This is a genomic window from Pseudomonas sp. XP2 (genome assembly GCF_053557975.1).
Map to the genome: position 1 here is coordinate 347403 of NZ_JBNRIK010000001.1, position 18255 is coordinate 365657.

An 18255-nucleotide genomic window follows, 5' to 3' on the forward strand; every position below is an offset into this window, starting at 1 on the left:
GGCCCCAGTGCACTCAGTTACCTTTCACTGCGTAGTCAGGTCGCTTGTCATTGCCTGGAATGAACGGGCTCCAAGGCTGCGCCCGCAGCGGCTGCTCGGTTTCCCACACCACACTGAACTGCCCGTCATCCTGGATCTCGCCGATCATTACCGGTTTGTGCAGGTGGTGGTTGGTCTTGTCCATGGTCAGGGTAAAGCCCGACGGCGCCTTGAAGCTCTGCCCGGCCAGTGCTTCACGCACTTTGTCGACATCGGTGGACTTGGCCTTCTCGGCGGCCTGCGCCCACATGTGGATGCCCACGTAGGTGGCTTCCATCGGGTCGTTGGTCACCGCCTTGTCAGCGCCTGGCAGGCCCTTGGCCTTGGCGTAGGCCTTCCAGTCGGCGACGAATTTCTGGTTCACCGGGTTATCCACCGACTCGAAGTAGTTCCAGGCAGCCAGGTGGCCCACCAGCGGTTTGGTGTCGATACCGCGCAATTCTTCTTCGCCCACCGAGAACGCCACCACCGGTACGTCGGTGGCCTTCAGGCCCTGGTTGGCCAGTTCCTTGTAGAACGGCACGTTGGAGTCGCCGTTGACCGTGGAGATGACCGCGGTCTTGCCGCCGGCGGAGAACTTCTTGATGTTGGCAACGATGGTCTGGTAGTCGGCGTGGCCGAACGGGGTGTACACCTCTTCGATGTCCTTGTCGGCCACGCCTTTGCTGTGCAGGAAGGCCCGCAGGATCTTGTTGGTGGTGCGCGGGTAGACGTAGTCGGTGCCCAGCAGGAAGAAGCGCTTGGCGCTGCCGCCATCTTCGCTCATCAGGTATTCAACGGCTGGAATAGCCTGCTGGTTGGGGGCGGCGCCGGTGTAGAACACGTTCGGCGACATCTCCTCGCCCTCGTACTGCACCGGGTAGAACAGCAGGCCGTTGAGTTCTTCGAACACCGGCAGCACCGACTTGCGCGACACCGAGGTCCAGCAGCCGAACACCACGGCGACCTTGTCCTGGGTCAGCAGCTGGCGGCTCTTTTCGGCGAACAGCGGCCAGTTGGAGGCCGGGTCGACCACCACCGGTTCGAGCATCTTGCCGTTGACCCCGCCTTTGGCGTTGATCTCGTCGATGGTCATCAGCGCCATGTCCTTGAGCGAGGTCTCGGAAATGGCCATGGTCCCCGACAGCGAATGCAGGATGCCAACCTTGATGGTCTCGGCGGCCTGGATACTCCAGCTCAGGCCCATCGCCGCAATCGATGCGCTGAGGGTAAAGGCCTTGATCAGACTGCGACGCTTCATGTGCTCTCTCCGCTGAGTTTTTTTGGTTTTGGCCAAGCGGGGAGGGCGTTGCAAGGGGTGTGCCTAGTGGCGCAAGGGGCGTGATAGAGGGGTTGTGCGAGGTGTTGGGGCGTTTGCGAGGTCCAGGTTGGTGCCTGGGACATCGATGTGCACAGGATTGGGGCTGCAAAGCAGCCCCCTAGGCCATCAGCCGTTACGCACAGCCGAACGCGGATGGCGCCTGCTGCGTACAAACTGATACGTCACCGCCAGCAGCACGAACCAGATCGGCGTTACCACCAACGCCGAGCGCGTATCCGCCTCCAGGCTCAGCAACACCAGGATGAAAGCAAAGAACACTAGGCACACGAAGCACATGAAGCGCCCGCCCGGCATCTTGTACTTCGACGCCTGGTGCAGCGCCGCGCGGTTCTTGCGGTACTTCAGGTACGACAGCAGGATCAGCGTCCAGACGAACATGAACAGCACCGCCGAAACCGTGGTCACCAGGGTGAACGCCTCGACCACGTTTGGCACCAGATAGATCAGCACCGCGCCCAGCAGCAGGCAGGTGCACGAGAAATACAGGCCGTTGGCCGGCACCGAACGGCTCGACAGTTTTTCGAATGCCTTGGGCGCGTCACCTTCTTGCGACAGGCCGTAGAGCATGCGGCTGGTGGAGAACACGCCACTGTTGGCCGACGAGGCCGCCGAGGTCAGCACCACGAAGTTGATGATGCTGGCCGCCGCAGGCAGGCCAGCCAGCACGAACAGCTCCACGAACGGGCTCTTGCCCGGTACCACGTCGCGCCATGGGGTCACGGCCATGATCGCGATCAGCGCCAGCACGTAGAACACGATGATGCGGATCGGGATCGAGTTGATCGCCCGCGGCAGGGTGCGCTCCGGGTTCTTGGCTTCGGCGGCGGTGGTACCCACCAGCTCGATGCCGACGAAGGCGAACACGGCAATCTGGAACCCGGCGAAGAAGCCCATCAGGCCATGGGGGAACATGCCGCCGTCATTCCACAGGTTGGCCAGCTGTGCAGTGCGCCCGCTGGGCGAGGTGAAGCCGGTGATGACCATGTACAGGCCGGTAGCGACCAGGCCGAGGATGGCGATGATCTTGACCAGGGCGAACCAGAATTCCATCTCGCCGAACATTTTTACCGTCACCAGGTTCAGCGACAGCAGCAGCCCTACGCAGGTCAGCGCCGGTATCCACTGCGGCAGGTCGGGGAACCAGAATTGTGTATAGGCTGCGATGGCGACCACGTCGGCGATACCGGTGACCACCCAGCAGAACCAGTAAGTCCAGCCGGTGAAGTAACCCGCCCAGGGGCCGAGCAGGTCGGCCGAGAAGTCGATGAACGATTTGTAGTTCAGGTTCGACAGCAGCAGTTCGCCCATGGCGCGCATGACGAAGAACAGCATGAAGCCGATGATCATGTAGACGAAGATGATCGACGGGCCCGCCAGGCTGATGGTTTTGCCCGAGCCCATGAACAGGCCGGTCCCGATTGCGCCGCCGATGGCGATCAGCTGGATATGGCGGTTGGTCAGGTTGCGTTGCAGGTGCTGCTCTTCTTGTGGTTTGGGTGAAATTGCGGTCATAAGCTGCATTCCCTTGAAAGTCGCCGGCTAGGCTAACACGGGCGTTCCAATTCGAGATCGCGACAGATCGACACGATCTTCAGATGGCAGCCGTGCTTTCGCAGGAAAAGTTCGAGACCTTCACCGGCCTCTTCGCGGGCATGCCCGCTCCCACAGGGATCGCGCCACGCCTGAGGGCGGCAGAGATCCTGTGGGAGCGGGCAAGCCCGCGAAGAGGCCAGTGCAGGTTATGCAGGGCTCAGGCGCTGGCCAGCTCCCGGCGGCGGCGCACTACCAGGCTGTCCACCACCCACATCACCACCATCGACACCCCCACCAACGGGAACATCACCCCCAGCACCAGCATCACGCCCACCGCCGCTTTCCAGCGCGGCAGGTCATGGCGCAGCGGTGGCACGCCCAGCCCGCCTTCAGGCCGGCGCTTCCACCACATCACCAGCCCGCTCACCGAACCGAGCAGAATCATCAGGCACACCCCCAGGATGATGATCTGGTTGAACGCCCCGAACATCTTGCCCTCGTGCAGCATTACGCCCATCTCGGTGGCGCGGGCGACCGGGCTGTAGTCTTGCCAGCGCACATCGGCCAGGACCTTGCCGGTGTACTGGTCGACATGCAGGGTAGCGTCGTTGCGCGGGTCGTCGGCGAACACGGCAATGGTGAACACGCCGTCTGCCGTAGTCGGCAGGGTGATGCTGTAGCCAGGCTCGACCTGGCGCGAGGTGGCGATGTCTTCGACCTGCTGCACGCTCACCTGGGGTGCTGCGGGCTTGTCCGACATCATGTGGTGCCCAGCGTGGTCGGCGTGTGCGCCGGACTGCGGCATCGGTGTGTTTTCCATCGCCCAGGGCACGGTCTGGCGGTGCGCGTTGTTCAGCTCACCTGCCTGCTGGTCAGACTTGGGCACGTCGTTCCACATGGCTGCCGGGAAACGGTTCCACAAATCGGCGTACTGCTTGCCCCATAGGCCGGTCCAGGTCATGCCGCTGACCAGCATCAGCAACAGCAGGGCCGAACCCCAAAAGCCGGTGACCGCGTGCAGGTCGCGCCAGAACAACCGGCCGCGTGCCGACAGCCGTGGCCACAGTACGCCAGCGCCATTGCGCCCGCGTGGCCACCACAAGTACAGGCCCGACACCACCAGCACGATGCCCCAGCCTGCGGCCAGTTCCACCAGGCGGTCACCGACCGTGCCGACCATCAGCTCGCCATGCAGGGCGCGGGCGATGGCCTGCAGGTTCTGCTTGCCGTCCTGCTCGCCGAGGATCTTGCCACTGTACGGGTCAACGAACACGTTCAGTTCGCGCCCCCCGTCATGCACCACGAACTGCGCACTGCGCTCGGCGTTCAGCGGGGGCAGGTACTGGCCGACGTGGCCTTCGGGGTAGGCCTGGCGCACTTCGGCCAGCATCGCATCGGCGCCCTGCCGATGGTGGCCGGCTTCGACCACCATCAGGTCGCGGTACAGCAGCGGGTCGAGCTGCGGCTTGAACAGGTAGATGATCCCGGTAATCGCCAACAGGATCATGAACGGGGCCACGAACAGCCCCGCATAAAAGTGCCAACGCCAGGCCAGGTTATAGAAATTGGTGCGTGTTCCTCTCATGGGAACCTCCTGTTTGACCAGCAGAGGGGCGCAACCGAAGCTGCGCCCGTGGTTGTTGTCAGAAGCTGAAATCGACCTTGGTCCAGAAGGTCCTGCCTGGCTCGTTGACCGGCTGTGGGTCTGTAGCCGGGTAGCCGAACCCGGCGTTCCCGGCCAGGTTCAAGTGCTCGGCGTAGGTTTTGTCGAACAGGTTGTCGACCCCTGCGCTGAGCTTGAGGTTGTTGTTCACCTTGTAGGCGCCGTTCAGGGAGAACACGCCAAAGCCGGCGCTCTTGTCATAGTCCTTGCCGACCACGTTGCCCTGGTTCTCGGCGATGCGGTTCTGCGCAGCCACCAGCCGCCACAGTGCGCCGACGCTCCATACATCGCGGCTGTAGGTCAGGCCCAGGCGGCTTTCCAGGGGCGGCATTTGCGGTAACGCTTTGCCGTCACTGCTGTTCTTGCCCCACGCATAGGCCAGCGTGCCGTCGGCCTTCCAGTTTTCCGTCAGTTGGTAGGCCGCACCCAGTTCGCCACCCATGATGCGGGCGTCGATGTTCTGTGCCTGGGAAGTGCTCATGCCCATCATGCCGGTGCGGTAGTCGAACAGGATGTAGTCGCGGATCTGCCCCACATAACCCGAAGCCCAGGCTTCAAGGCGTTCGGTGCGGTACTGGATGCCGAAGTCGAGCTGGGTGGTTTTCTCTGGCTTGATGCCGTCGAAGGCATTGGCCGAACCGGGTGGCGCCAGCTTTGGCGAGAACAGCTCCCAGTAGTCGGGGAAGCGCTGGGCATGGCCGAGGCCGATGTAGGTGGTGGCCGGGATGGCTGCCAGATCGTGCTCGTAGCGGATAAAACCGCTGGGCAGGGTGTCGGCGCGGGTATCGCCTTCGGTGGCGCTGCCTTGGCGGAAGTCGCGGGCCGAGGCGCGGTCCAGGCGGGCACCGGTGATCAAACGGTCCTCACCGCTGACGTACCAGGTCAGTTCGCTGAAGGCGCCGTAGTTGTGGAAGTCGGCGTCCTTGCTCCAGGCCTGGCCCTTGTGTGCGTCCACACCCATGCCGCCACGTTGGCGATGTTCGTTGGTTTGCGCGTCGATGCCGCTGATCAGCTGCACATCGGCCCAGCGCCAGGTGGCCTTTATGCGTGCACCCAGGGTGCGGCGATCGACGTTGCTGACCATCGGCATGCCCATCATGCCGCTGCCGGACGGGGTACGCAGGCTGTAGTTGTCCATCACATGATCGGCGTAGTTGTAGTAAACCTGCGCCTCGACCTTGTCGAGCACTTCGCCGAGGTTGGACTTTTCAAACCGCAGGCCCAGGCTTTCACGCTTGAACTGCGAGCCGTCCATGCCGCGCCCGGCATAGCGGGCCTCGCCATCGCCCTTGCCGGCGGTGAGCTCCAGCAGGGTGTCCTGGTCGGGCGTCCAGCCGAGGGCAACATCGCCGTTCCATTTTTCCCAGCGTGACGGCACGGTGTCGTCGTTGCCGTCGTGGTAGTCATCCGACCGTGACTGGTTGCCGACGAAGCGGGCGTAGGCCTGGCTGTTGCCGGCGGCGGCGTCCAGCACCTTGTCGAAGCGGCCATTGGAACCTGCCAGCAGGCTGGCGTTTACGCGGCTGCCGAGGGTGCCGAACTTTTCGGGTTCACGCTCGAAGAGGATGGTGCCTGCCGAGCCGCCCGGGCCCCAGATCACGCTTTGCGGGCCTTTGATCACGGTCAGGCGGTCGTAGGTCTCTGGCGAAATGTAGGAGGTGGGGGCGTCCATGCGGTTGGGGCAGGCGCCCAGCATCAGGCCGCCGTTGGTGAGGATGTTCAGGCGCGAGCCGAACATGCCGCGCAACACCGGGTCGCCGTTGGTGCCGCCGGCACGGATCGCCGAAAAGCCTGGGATGGTCTTCAGGTAGTCGGCGCCGTCGCTGGCCGGTACTGGCTGGCGCGGGTCTTTCGGGTTGGTGACCACGGTCAGTGGCGAACTTGGGGCCACGGCAGTTATCACCGTCGGGCTCAGCTCGGGTGCGTCGTGCGCATGGCCTTCATGGCCAGGGTCGGCGGCCAGGGCTACGGGCGCGAGCAGCGAGCCGCACACGGCGGCGAGGGCCCCACGCAGGGACAAGGTAAAAACAGGGGTGCAGCCGGACATAATGATTCCAGTCGATCAGTCATGAATTAGCGCGAAGCCTCCTGGCTTCGTGCACAAAAATGTGGGTTCAGACGCTGATCGAGGAAGGCGGGGCGCGGCTGCGCGCACCGGGGAATACAGCCTGCCGGGCATGGCCCTGGTGCGTTGGTGCAAGCAGGTGGGTGGTGGGGGCGACGCTGCCGGCGCTGAGCGGGCTGAGGGCCTGGGGCAGGGCCGGGCAGTTGAACAACAGGCTGCAATAACCGCACTTTTCCCACATCACATGCAGCTGGCCATCGCCGCCGTGGCCGTGATGGGCGTCGCCGCCATGCTCATGGGCAGCCGCCATCGGCATGCTCATACCGGCGTGGTGGTCCATCGGCATCGACTGGGAAATCAGCGGGCCGATGAAGATCATCCACATGGCGAACAGGCTCAGCCATCCGCCACCGGCGCGCCTGCGGTCAGGGCGGGTGGTACGGCTGATGCTGTTGCGCGGCAGGCTCATGGCGAGTGCCTGTCAGCAGTTGTCAGTGCGCGTGTTCGTGGGCTTGCGGCTGGTCCGCCGGCGCCTGCTTCTGCACGGCCACTTCGACGGTGATGTCGCCGGCCTTTTCGAAATGCAGGGTCAACGGGAAGCGCTTGCCGTCGCTGAGCAGGCTGCGGTCTTTTGGCTGCATCAGCATCACGTGGTAGGCGCTGGGGGCGAAGGTCAGGTCCTTGCCGGCAGGCACCACCACGCTGGGCACTTGCTGCATTTTCATGGCGCCGCTGGCGCTCATGGCATGCTCGTGCAGTTGCGCGTCATCGCTGATGGGGCTGTCGACGCTCAGCAGGCGGTCATCGGCCTGGCCATTGTTGTGCACCACGAAATACGCGGCGACATTGGGGGCGTTGGGGGGCAACTGCAGCGACCAGGGGTGGGCGATGTGCAGGTCGCCCACGCTGTATTCGTGGGCATTGGCAAAGGCGCCGGGCAGCAGCAGGGCGGCCATGACGAGGGCGTGCTTGAGCATGGTGAATCTCCGTTGTGTTCAGGTTCAGGCAGACAGCGTGATGAACTCAGGCCAGCGGAGAGGCACGGGGGTTTAGCGCGGGCCAGAGCTGGCGCGGCGTGGGTTGGTAGTCGGCGGGGGGTGGCAGCAGGCCGGCAAACAGTGTTGGCGGGTTGTGCAGTTGCGGCGGGTAGCCGGGCAGGGCCAGCAGCGGCGCTGCGCCGGAGCAGCACCAGCAATTCATCATGCTGGCGCTGTCGTCGCTTTGCGGGCCGAGGTCGATCTTGGCCAGGGCCTGGACATCGACCTTGGCCTTGTTGGCCATGCTGGAACAGAAAGCCCCCCACAGCAGCTGCTCGGCCGGGCCCTTGGGCACGGCAGAGGCCAGCGGCATGGCCAGCAGGTTGAACAGCACTGCAAGGCAGGCTATCCAGGCGATGGGCCGACGTGGGGGCATGGAGAGATCCGGTCAGGAATCGTGGTGGCTATTGTAAGGCGCAGTATAGGTAAAAAAGGCAGGGTGCGGTGAAGTGACGCAGGTGGTCGGGTATGGGGGCTGCTGCGCAGCCCATCGCGGCACAAGGCCGCTCCCACAGGATTGCCGCAGCCTCGAATACTGCGCTGTCCTGTGGGAGCGGCCTAGTGCCGCGAATGGCCGCAGAGCGGCCCCGGCAATCTCAAGCCTTGTTGCGGCCCATCAGGCCACGGACGGTTTCCTGCAGATCCGCCGGCAACACCACCACCTTGGCGTTGTTGCTGCTCGCCAGGTTCTCCATGGCCCCGACATAACGCTCACCCAGCAAATACATCGCCGGCACGGTTTCGTTGCCCACCGCCTCCTTGACCAGCGAAATCGCCCGCGCCGAGGCCTCGGCCAGGCTGATCTGCGCTTCGGCATCCAGCCTGGCGGCCTGCAGGCGAGCTTCCGCTTCAAGGATCGCGGCCTGCTTGGCGCCTTCGGCGCGGGTCACATCGGCTTTGCGCTCACGCTCGGCCGCCGCCTGGCGCTCCATGGCCAGTTGCATGTTTTCCGAAGGCTTGATGTCCTGGATTTCCACCGAGCGCACGGTCACGCCCCAGTCTTCGGTCTGCTCCGACATTGCCTCGCGCAGGCGTGCCTTGATCTGCTCGCGGCTGGACAGCGCTTCGTCCAGGTCCATGGCGCCGACGATGGCGCGTAGCGACGTCATGGTCAGGCTGGTGACGGCGAACGAGAAGTTCTGCACGCCATAGGAGGCCTTCTGCGGGTCGACCACCTTGGCGAAGCACAGGGCGTTGGCAACGATGACGGCATTGTCCCGGGTGATGATTTCCTGCTGCTGTACATCGAGGATGATGTCTTTGGTCGGCAGGCGATAGGCGACCACATCCATGTACGGGATGAGGATGTTCAGGCCGGGCTTGAGCGTGCTGTGGTAGCGGCCCAGGCGCTCGACGATCCACTCCTCGCCCTGGGGCACGATGCGTACCCCCTTGAACACGGTGATCAGGACGAACAGGGCGATGGCGCCGACGACGATGAGGCTGGTCATGATGCGAAATTCCTTTTAGTGCGGATTCAGGCCCGGATGACGCGGGCGATGTTCCCCTCGATGGCGGTCAGGCGCACCCGTTCGCCGGGAGCGATCTGGCTATCGGCGATGCAGGTCCATTCTTCGCTGCCAAGGATCGGCTTCTGGAAACGCACGCGGCCTTTCTGGAACTCCGAAACGCCAGCGGTCAGCAAGCCCACCTCGCCGATCACGCTGTCGGCGGTCCAGCGCACGTCTGGCTGCTTGCGCCGGAACACGTTGAACCACAGCGCGGTGGTGGCCGATGACAGCACGACCCACAGCAGGCCCTGCATGTCCAGTTGCAGGCTGGGGGCGGCAAGCGAGATGAGAGAGACCAGCACGGCACCGATGCCGAACCAGAGGATGAAGAACGTTGGCAAGACCAGTTCGAGCAGGATCAGCGCGATGCCGAAGACCAGCCAGATCCACCATTGCATTTCCATATGGGTGAAACCTTCCGGGGGAGGGGCGTTGAGTTTACGGCAGCAGTACGACCCAGAGCCACGTGCGGGGTTGAAAGAAATATCCGAAAGGGCTGTAGGGCAACGGTCATATACAGGTTTCAAGACGGGTACGGTCTTTTGTGGGAGCGGGCGTGCCCGCGCAGAAGACGACTCGATGTATGGCACCGGCTTCGCCGGTGTTCGCGGGCTTGCCCGCTCCCACAGGGATCTCTAGCGTGCTTGCGAGATGTGTTGATGCAGGTCGAGTGCTGCTGCCATGTCAGCCTGCGATTCGAATGCGCGGTCAATATCCGGCAACCCCGGGCGCTTGAGGATCAGCACCGGCAGACCAAGTTCCCGCGCTACCTCGAGCTTCGGCTCGGTCGCCACACTGCCGCTGTTCTTGCTGATCAGCACATCGATACTGCGGCGTTGGAACAATGCCCGTTCATCTTCAATGTTGAATGGCCCACGCGCGCCAATCACTTCGCAGCGCGCGTTTCCAGGGCACGCTTCCAGCGCCCGCAAGGTCCAGAACTGCTCCGGCGGAATCTCGTCCAGATGCTGTAGTGGCTCACGCCCCAACGTGAACAGCGGTCTGCGAAACGGCTTGAGTGCTTCGATCAGCCCTGCCCAGTCCTCGACTTCGCGCCAATCATCCCCCGCTTGCGCCTGCCAGGCCGGGCGGCGCAAGGCCCAGCACGGGATGCCGGCGCTACGTGCAGCACTGGCAGCATTGCGGCTGATCTGCGCGGCATAGGGATGGGTGGCATCGATCAACAGGGTGATGCCTGCCTCGCGCAGGTAGTTGGCCAAGCCCTCGGCACCGCCAAAGCCCCCGACCCGTACCTGGCATTGCAGGTCCTGCGGCACACGACCGATACCGGCCAGGCTATAGACATGCTGAGGGCCGAGCCGGCGGGCGATGGCGAGGGCTTCGGCGACACCACCCAGTAGCAGGATGCGCGCAGTCATTGCACACCTGCCCGGCCGACGATGCCGCCCTGGCGGTCGATGGCGAACACTTCCACTTGCACCAGCGCCGGCACGACGCTGCGGGCGAAGGCCAGGGCGTGGGCGCACACTGCGTCACCCAAGGCAATGCCGGCCGCATGAGCCAGTGCAAGCGCTTGCTGGCTGGTGTTGGCGCCGATGATGGCTGCCTGCAGTGTTTCGTCAGCGCCAATGTCGGCAGCCCAGCCGGCCAGTTGCGGCAAGTCGATGCTGGAGTGGCGGCTGTGCAGGTCCATGTGCCCGGCGGCCAGTTTGCTGATCTTGCCGAAACCGCCACACAGGGTCAGGCGTGGCACCGGCACCTTGCGCAGGTGCTTGAGCACTGCACCGACAAAATCGCCCATCTCGATCAGGGCAATTTCCGGCAGCCCGTAGACCCGGCGCATGGTGTCTTCGCTGGCGTTGCCGGTGCACGCGGCGATGTGCGTGTAGCCGTTGGTGTGGGCTACATCGATACCCTGGTGGATCGAGGCGATATAGGCCGCACAGGAGAACGGCCGCACGATGCCGCTGGTGCCAAGGATCGACAGCCCGCCGAGGATGCCCAGGCGCGGGTTCATGGTCTTGAGCGCGAGTTGGTCGCCGCCCTGCACATTGACCGTGACCTCGAAACCACCGAGGTAGCCGCACGCGTCGGCCAGGCGTTGCAGGTGTTCAGTGATCATGCGCCGTGGCACCGGATTGATGGCCGGCTCACCCACCGCCAGCACCAGCCCCGGGCGGGTCACGGTGCCGACGCCGGTGCCGGCGACAAAGCGGATGCCCGGCTCGCCCAGCAAGCGCACCTGGCTGTAGAGCAGGGCACCGTGGGTCACGTCCGGGTCGTCGCCAGCATCCTTGAGGGTGCCGGCTTCGGCACGCTCGCCAATCAGGCGGCAGAATTCCAGGCGCATCTGCACCACCTTGCCCTTGGGCAGGGTAATGCTGACGGCGTCGCTGCTTTCGCCGATCAGCAGCAAGCGAGCGGCTGCCAGGCTGGTGGCGGTGGCGCAGCTGCCGGTGGTCAGGCCGCTGCGCAGGGGCGCGGGCTGTTCGCGGGTTTCTTCACGCATCGACGGGTTTCACCACTTCCAGCAGGGTGATCGGCAGCGCCTGGCGCCAGGTGTCGAACGCGCCCAAGGGCTGGGCATGGGCGACATGGATGCGGGTCAGCTCACCACCGTGCTGTTCGCGAAAATGCGCCAGGGCCAGTTCGCTCTGCAAGGTCACCGCGTTGGCTACCAGCCGCCCGCCGGGGCGCAGGTTTGCCCAGCACAGGTCCAGCACGCCTTCGCGGGTGACGCCGCCACCAATGAAGATTGCATCAGGCTGCTCCAGGCCTTGCAGTGCTGCAGGCGCCTTGCCGCAGATCAGCTGCAGGCCGGGTACACCCAGCGCGTCACGGTTGTGTTCGATGAAGCCTTGCCGGCCTTCATCGGCCTCGATGGCCAAGGCGCGGCAGGCCGGGTGGGCGCGCATCCATTCGATGCCGATCGACCCGCAGCCCGCGCCCACGTCCCACAGCAGTTCGCCGGGCTGAGGCGCCAGGCGCGCCAGCGTGATGGCGCGGACATCGCGTTTGGTCAGCTGGCCATCGTGCCGGAAGGCGCTGTCCGGCAGCCCGGCCAGGCGGTGCAGGCGTGGGGCATCGGGCGTGGCCAGGCACTCGATGGCCACCAGGTTGAGCGCAGCGATCTCGGCGTGCGGCCAGTCCTGGGCGGTGCCGGCCAGTTCGCGTTCTTGCTGGCCTCCCAGGTGCTCCAGCACCCGCAGGCGGCTTGGCCCGAAGCCACGCTCGCGCAGCAGCGCGGCAATGGCCGCCGGGCTGTCGCCATCGTTGCTCAGCACCAACAGGCGCACACCGCTGTGCAGGTGGGCATTGAGCGCCGACAGTGGCCGGGCCACCAGCGACACCACCTGCACCTCCTGCAGCGGCCAGCCCAGGCGGGCGGCGGCCAGGGCGCAGGAGGAGGGCATCGACAGCACACGCATCTCACTGGCAGGCACCTGCCGCGCCAGGCTGGCGCCGACACCGAAGAACATCGGGTCGCCGCTGGCCAGCACGCACACTGGCTCGCCGCGCAGGGCCAGCACCGGGCCCAGGGAAAACGGGCTTGGCCAGCCCAGCCGTTCGCCGGGCACGCAGCGCGGCAGCAAGTCCAGCTGGCGCGGGCTGCCGAAGATCCGCGCAGCGCCCAGCAGCGCGCGCCGGGCCTGCTTGCCCAGGCCACTGAAGCCGTCTTCGCCGATGCCTACTACTGTCAGCCAGGGTGCCATGTATTTCATTCCGCCATTTTTTGGGGCCGCTTCGCGCCCTTTCGCGGGCACGCCCGCTCCCACAGGTACAGCGCAGCCATTGAGGGAAGCGATGATCCTGTGGGAGCGGGCGTGCCCGCGAAGAGGGCGACACAGCCCTGAATTTCTCCTCAATCGCTGAGGATGCTCGACCACCGGCTTTTCATGCCGCCGGACAAAGCAGGCATAATACCGCGCCTTCTACACTCAAGCGCATTTTCACAGATTGCCGGACGCCCCTTTGACGCAGGCCCATGCCCCCAACGTTTCGCCCCGCCCCTCGGCCTGCCCGGGGTTGTGGCGTATTGTCAGTGCCCGTGATGGCGGCATCTGCCGCATCAAACTGCCAGGCGGCTTGCTGCTGGCCGACCAGGCCGACGCGGTGGCGACGGCAGCCGAGCGCTTTGCCGGCGGCGTGATCGAGGCCACCAACCGTGGCAACCTGCAGATCCGCGGCATTGGCAACGCACATCGCGCCCTGGTCGAGGCACTGCTCGCAGCCGGCCTGGGGCCGCGCGATGTGGCCGGTGACGATGTGCGCAACCTCATGCTCAGCCCGCTGGCCGGGCATGATCCGGCGATGCTGCTGGATGCACGGCCGTTGGCAGGGCAGATCCTCGACCTGCTGGAAGGCACCCCGCGCTTTCACCAATTGTCGGCCAAGTTTGCCGTGCAGCTGGATGCCGGCGAGCGCCTCGCCATGCTCGAGCACCCCCACGATTTGTGGCTATCGGCCCTGCGTCTGGAGCAGCAGACCTGGCTGGCGTTTGGCCTGGCGGGCTGCCCGGCGGACGGCCAGGTGCTCGGCGCCGTGCCGCTGGCGCAGGGCCTGGCGTTGGTGCGTGCGGTGCTGGAGCGCTTTCTCGACCTGGCCACCCTGACGCAGTCGCGCATGCGCCAGTTGCTCGAGGTGTGCCCGGCAAGCGATTTCGTCGATGGGCTCGGCCTGGACATCCGCCGTGATACCGCCGTGCTCGCCTGGCGCCGTGAACAGCACCGCGCCTCCTGGCTGGGCACGCTGCCGCAGGCAGAAGGCGTTGCCCTTGGCGTAGCCCCGCCGCAAGGCCGCCTGACCCCGGCCATGCTGCGCGGGGCTGCGCGGGTGGCCCGGGAACGGGGCGATGGCAGCTTGCGGCTCAGCCCTTGGCAAAGCCTGGTGCTGACTAACCTGCAAGCACACCACATCGACACCGCCCAGGCCGAACTGTCCGCCCGGGGCCTGCTGTGCCACGACCATGAGCCGCTGGCGCGCATCAGTGCCTGCACCGGTGCCAGCGGCTGCGCCAAGGCGCTTGGCGAGACCAAGGCCGACGCCGTTGCCCTGGCCGCGCTGCTGGGCCCTGGCTTGCCCGCCAGCGTGCACTTGTCTGGCTGCGCCCGTTCCTGCGCCGTGGCCCATGTTGCCCCGGCCACGCTGCTGGCCCGATCACCGGGCCGTTACGACCTGTACCTGCGTGACGCGCGCCAGCCGGGCTTCGGCGCCCTGCGCGCCACCGACCTTACCTTGAACGAAGCAGGCGCCATGCTCGACCTGCCGACGGAGCACCTTGATGATTGACTACATCCGCGATGGTCAGGAGATCTATCGCAATTCCTTCCGGATCATCCGTGAGGAAGCCCGACTCGAGCGGATCCCCGCAGACCTCGAAAAGCTCGCCGTGCGCGTGATCCACGCCTGCGGCATGGTCGATGCCATCGATGGCCTGCAGTTCTCCGAGGGCGCCGGCCGGGCCGGGCGCGAGGCGCTGCTTAACGGCGCGCCGATCCTGTGCGATGCGCACATGGTCGCCGAAGGCATCACCCGGGCCCGCCTGCCTGCCGACAACAAAGTCATCTGCACCCTGCGCGACCCCAGCGTGCCAGGCCTGGCCAAGGACGCCGGCAACACCCGTTCCGCGGTAGCCCTGGAGCTGTGGCGCCCGTACCTGGAAGGCAGCGTGGTGGTGATCGGCAACGCGCCCACCGCCCTGTTCTACCTGCTGGAGATGATCGACGCCGGTGCACCCAAGCCGGCGCTGATCCTAGGCTTCCCGGTCGGTTTCGTCGGTGCGGCCGAGTCCAAGGCGATGCTGGCCGCCGACAGCCGCGGCGTGCCGTTCGTGATCATGCAAGGCCGCCTGGGCGGTAGCGCGATGGCTGCCGCTGCAGTCAACGCCTTGGCTACGGAGGTGGAGTGATGGCGCCGCGTGGACGTCTGCTTGGCCTGGGCGTTGGCCCGGGTGACCCTGAACTGATCACCGTCAAGGCCCTGCGCCTGCTGCGCGAGGCGCCAGTGGTCGGCTACTTCGTGGCCAAGGGCAAGCGTGGCAATGCCTTCGGCATCATCGAGGCGCACCTGCAAGCGGAGCAGACGCTGTTGCCGCTGGTCTACCCGGTAACTACCGAAGCCCTGCCGGCACCGCTGTCCTATGAGCAGGTGATCAGCGACTTCTACGACGAAGCCAGCGTGCAGGTGGCCGAGCACCTGGATGCCGGTCGCGACGTGGCGGTGATCTGCGAAGGTGACCCGTTCTTCTACGGTTCCTACATGTACCTGCACGACCGCCTGGCGCAGCGCTATGAGGCCGAAGTGATCCCGGGCGTCTGCTCGATGCTCGGTGGCGCCTCGGTGCTGGGCGCGCCGTTGGTGTACCGCAACCAGAGCCTGTCGGTTTTGTCTGGTGTGTTACCCGCAGAGGAGCTCAAGCGCCGCCTGGCCGACGCCGATGCGGCGGTGATCATGAAACTTGGGCGCAACTTTCCCAAAGTCCGCGACGTACTGGCCGAGCTAGGCCTGGATGGGCGCGCGCTGTATGTGGAGCGGGCTACCATGGCCAACCAGAAGATCGTGCCGCTGGACCAGGTCGACCCTCAGTCGTCGCCGTACTTCTCGCTGATCATCGTGCCGGGGGAAAAATGGCAGGGATGAGCACGCACAATGCCCCGGCAATCGTCATGCTTGGCCCGGGTAGCCTGGCGACGGCGCAGCGTATCCAGCAATGGTATCCACAGGCGACGATCCATGGTCTGGAGGGGCGTGTCGAGGGTGCAGACCAATCGTACCGTTCGTTCGGCGAGACCCTGCGCGGGTTGTACCAGCAGGACACGCCGATCATCGCCCTGTGTGCTGCCGGCATTGTCATCCGCAGCCTGGCCAGCCTGCTCAGCGAGAAAGGCACCGAGCCGCCGGTGCTGGCCGTGGCCGAGGATGGCAGCGCTGTGGTGCCGCTGCTCGGTGGCTTGGGCGGCGTGAACGTGATGGCGCGCGAAATCGCTGACGCACTGGGCGTTGCTGCAGCGATCACCACCAGCGGCGAGCTGCGGTTCGGCACTTGCCTGCTGAACCCGCCGCAGGGTTATGCACTGGCGGACATCGAGCAAGGCAAGCGCTTTGTCTCTGATTTGCTGGCTGGCGAGGCGGTGCGCATCGAAGGTGATGCGCCGTGGCTGCAACAGGTGCAGTTGCCTGCCAGCGATGCAGCACGGCGAACCATTCATGTGGGGCATCAGGCGCGCCCGGCCAACCGAGACGAATTGCTGATCCACCCCCGCTCGGTGGTAGTGGGGGTTGCAGGTGGCAACCTGAACGGTATTCGAGCTGCATTGCAGCAGGCCGGTATCGCCGAGCCATCTGTTGCCTGTGTGCTGGCGGACGAACAAGCCATGGCCGACAGTGCCTTGCACGAGGCTGCGCAGGCTTTGGGTGTCGCCTTGCGCTTCGCTGCCAGGCCAGGCGATGTGGCCAGCATGGTGGCTGCAGCGTTGCCAGGCGCAGAGTTGATAGAACAGGCCGAAGTGGTCATCGCAGTGGCGCCGGCGCCGGTGGATGCCGCGCAGGTCGGCCGCCGTCGTGGCCGGCTGGCGGTGATCGGCCTCGGCCCTGGCGCTGCCGAGCTTATGGTGCCGGCGGTCAAGGCCGAGCTGGCACGCGCCGAGGATATCCTCGGCTACGAAACCTACGTGCGCATGGCCGGGCCGTTCCGTGACGACCAGGTGATGCACTGCACCGACAACCGTGAAGAAATGCAGCGCGCCCGGCATGCCTTCGAGCTGGCGGCCCAAGGCCGTTCGGTGGTGGTGGTCTCGTCGGGCGACCCAGGCGTGTTCGCCATGGCCGCTGCAGTGCTTGAAGCGCTGCACGAGTCCAGTGACCCCACCTGGCATCGCGTCGACCTCGAGATCCTGCCTGGGGTGTCGGCCTCGCTCGCTACCGCTGCGCAGGCGGGTGCACCGCTGGGGCATGACTTCTGTGTGATGTCGCTGTCGGACAACCTCAAGCCCTGGTCGATCATTGAAAAGCGCCTGGACCTGGCGGCCCAGGCGGACCTGGTGCTGGCCTTCTACAACCCGATTTCCAAGTCCAGGCCGCACCAGCTCGGGGTGGCACTTGAGGTTGTGCGTCGCCACCGCGAGGGGAACACGCCTGTAGTCCTTGGCCGCGACATCGGTAGGCCGGGGCAGACGCTGAAGGTAGTCACCTTGGCCGAGCTGCTGCCGGAAATGGTCGATATGCGCACCATGGTTTTGGTCGGGTCCTCTACAACCTGTGTATTCCCTCGCCTGTCGGGTGGGGTGTGGGCGTACACGCCGCGTTGGTACCCCACCGCCAACTAGTTGCGTCGGAAACCCTTCAGCGCGCTTCGTGGCCAACGCGCTGGCTAAGGTGGTTGCCCCTGACTCAAGGGGCAACCATCAAGGAGTTTCCAATGTCCGATGCAACACAAGTCACCACCACTAACGCTGCCATCCTGGTAGAAGGCAACCTGCTTGCCTGCGGCGCGGGCATGTCTGCGCAAAGCCGTCACGATGTGAAGAATGCCTTCCACTTCGCCACGCTGGTCGCCGACAAAGCCTTTAACGCCGAAAAGCAGAGCCGGGAGTGGTACGACAAATTTATCGACGTCATGCGTGACCTTGGTTTCACCATCCCACGCCGTACCTTCGAACTTGAAACTTCGGCGGAACTGTCTGTCACCGTCGGCGCCGTGGCGATCCGCGCGATCGGTGTGGTGGGCAATGCGATGCTGGGCGGCACGAAGTTGGGCGAAGTGGCAAAGCTGGCCTTCGACAAACTGACCACTGTCGAAAACGATGCCAAGGTGCTTGATCACAAGCGCAAGAACAAGGCCAGGGGCATGGTCGGCATGGCGGCCTGCATTGAAACCGAAAACAACGATGTGGTCATGGTGGTGAGCTGCATCCAGGCCTCTGCCCCGCAACTGGACGACGACGTGCTGGGTATCCAGTGGAAGCTGGACAAAACCTCGTACTACGCCGGTACGGCAGTGCTCACGCTCAACAACTTCGTCTACGACAAAGTGCGCGAAACCGTAGAAAACAAACTTGGCGTGCGCAGCGTCGAGAACGTTCTCGAGTACGACATCTGATTGCTCGGCGGCGTCGTCGCAACGCCGC

At 65.1% G+C, this 18255-nt stretch carries 17 protein-coding genes; 5 read left to right on the forward strand and 12 right to left on the reverse strand.

What is annotated here, in order from left to right:
• Positions 1-13: 13 nt before the first annotated feature.
• From urtA to ACK1VC_RS01555, 12 genes are all read right to left on the reverse strand, one after another.
• Positions 14-1279: an urea ABC transporter substrate-binding protein gene (gene urtA / locus ACK1VC_RS01500; RefSeq protein ID WP_016395201.1), complete on the reverse strand. Its 1266-nt coding sequence runs from the start codon at positions 1277-1279 to the stop codon at positions 14-16.
• Between the two features lie 186 nt (positions 1280-1465).
• A complete protein-coding gene (cycA, locus tag ACK1VC_RS01505; RefSeq protein ID WP_145913623.1) occupies positions 1466-2872 on the reverse strand; it encodes a D-serine/D-alanine/glycine transporter in 1407 nt (468 codons plus the stop codon).
• A gap of 238 nt (positions 2873-3110) precedes the next feature.
• On the reverse strand, positions 3111-4478 hold the full coding sequence (locus ACK1VC_RS01510) for a PepSY-associated TM helix domain-containing protein (protein WP_197884238.1): 1368 nt from the start codon (positions 4476-4478) through the stop codon (positions 3111-3113).
• Between the two features lie 58 nt (positions 4479-4536).
• Positions 4537-6603 carry a TonB-dependent copper receptor gene (locus ACK1VC_RS01515; RefSeq protein WP_191087028.1) on the reverse strand — a complete coding sequence of 689 codons (2067 nt, stop codon included), beginning with the start codon at positions 6601-6603 and terminating at the stop codon, positions 4537-4539.
• Between the two features lie 67 nt (positions 6604-6670).
• A complete protein-coding gene (locus ACK1VC_RS01520) occupies positions 6671-7090 on the reverse strand; it encodes a DUF2946 domain-containing protein (protein ID WP_191087027.1) in 420 nt (139 codons plus the stop codon).
• Positions 7091-7112: 22 nt separating this feature from the next.
• A complete protein-coding gene (locus ACK1VC_RS01525) occupies positions 7113-7598 on the reverse strand; it encodes a copper chaperone PCu(A)C (protein WP_016489394.1) in 486 nt (161 codons plus the stop codon).
• A gap of 46 nt (positions 7599-7644) precedes the next feature.
• Complete coding sequence (locus ACK1VC_RS01530) at positions 7645-8034, reverse strand: DUF2946 domain-containing protein (protein WP_016489393.1); 390 nt, start codon at positions 8032-8034, stop codon at positions 7645-7647.
• Between the two features lie 220 nt (positions 8035-8254).
• Positions 8255-9109 carry an SPFH domain-containing protein gene (locus ACK1VC_RS01535; protein WP_016489392.1) on the reverse strand — a complete coding sequence of 285 codons (855 nt, stop codon included), beginning with the start codon at positions 9107-9109 and terminating at the stop codon, positions 8255-8257.
• Between the two features lie 26 nt (positions 9110-9135).
• The gene (locus ACK1VC_RS01540; RefSeq protein WP_016489391.1) at positions 9136-9573 is read right to left on the reverse strand and encodes an NfeD family protein; all 438 of its coding nucleotides are present in this window, start codon (positions 9571-9573) and stop codon (positions 9136-9138) included.
• Positions 9574-9804: 231 nt separating this feature from the next.
• Complete coding sequence (locus tag ACK1VC_RS01545; protein WP_102689309.1) at positions 9805-10548, reverse strand: cobalt-precorrin-6A reductase; 744 nt, start codon at positions 10546-10548, stop codon at positions 9805-9807.
• Positions 10545-11639: a cobalt-precorrin-5B (C(1))-methyltransferase gene (locus ACK1VC_RS01550; RefSeq protein WP_016489389.1), complete on the reverse strand. Its 1095-nt coding sequence runs from the start codon at positions 11637-11639 to the stop codon at positions 10545-10547. Before ACK1VC_RS01550 ends, ACK1VC_RS01545 begins: the two co-directional genes overlap by 4 nt.
• On the reverse strand, positions 11632-12843 hold the full coding sequence (locus ACK1VC_RS01555) for a bifunctional cobalt-precorrin-7 (C(5))-methyltransferase/cobalt-precorrin-6B (C(15))-methyltransferase (protein WP_016489388.1): 1212 nt from the start codon (positions 12841-12843) through the stop codon (positions 11632-11634). The genes ACK1VC_RS01550 and ACK1VC_RS01555 overlap by 8 nt, the downstream gene beginning before the upstream one ends.
• A gap of 244 nt (positions 12844-13087) precedes the next feature.
• Here ACK1VC_RS01555 and cobG point away from each other — a divergent pair, with 244 nt between their 5' ends.
• The 5 genes from cobG to ACK1VC_RS01580 all read left to right on the forward strand — a co-directional run bounded on the left by cobG (position 13088) and on the right by ACK1VC_RS01580 (position 18227).
• Positions 13088-14419, forward strand: a complete 1332-nt coding sequence (gene cobG, locus ACK1VC_RS01560) for a precorrin-3B synthase (RefSeq protein ID WP_191087026.1) — start codon at positions 13088-13090, stop codon at positions 14417-14419.
• Complete coding sequence (locus ACK1VC_RS01565; RefSeq protein ID WP_016489386.1) at positions 14412-15038, forward strand: precorrin-8X methylmutase; 627 nt, start codon at positions 14412-14414, stop codon at positions 15036-15038. The genes cobG and ACK1VC_RS01565 overlap by 8 nt, the downstream gene beginning before the upstream one ends.
• Positions 15038-15769 carry a precorrin-2 C(20)-methyltransferase gene (locus ACK1VC_RS01570; RefSeq protein ID WP_016489385.1) on the forward strand — a complete coding sequence of 244 codons (732 nt, stop codon included), beginning with the start codon at positions 15038-15040 and terminating at the stop codon, positions 15767-15769. Before ACK1VC_RS01565 ends, ACK1VC_RS01570 begins: the two co-directional genes overlap by 1 nt.
• Positions 15757-17454: a precorrin-3B C(17)-methyltransferase gene (gene cobJ, locus ACK1VC_RS01575; RefSeq protein WP_070086894.1), complete on the forward strand. Its 1698-nt coding sequence runs from the start codon at positions 15757-15759 to the stop codon at positions 17452-17454. Before ACK1VC_RS01570 ends, cobJ begins: the two co-directional genes overlap by 13 nt.
• Positions 17455-17546: 92 nt before the next feature.
• Positions 17547-18227 carry a hypothetical protein gene (locus ACK1VC_RS01580; protein WP_016489383.1) on the forward strand — a complete coding sequence of 227 codons (681 nt, stop codon included), beginning with the start codon at positions 17547-17549 and terminating at the stop codon, positions 18225-18227.
• Positions 18228-18255 lie beyond the last annotated feature (28 nt).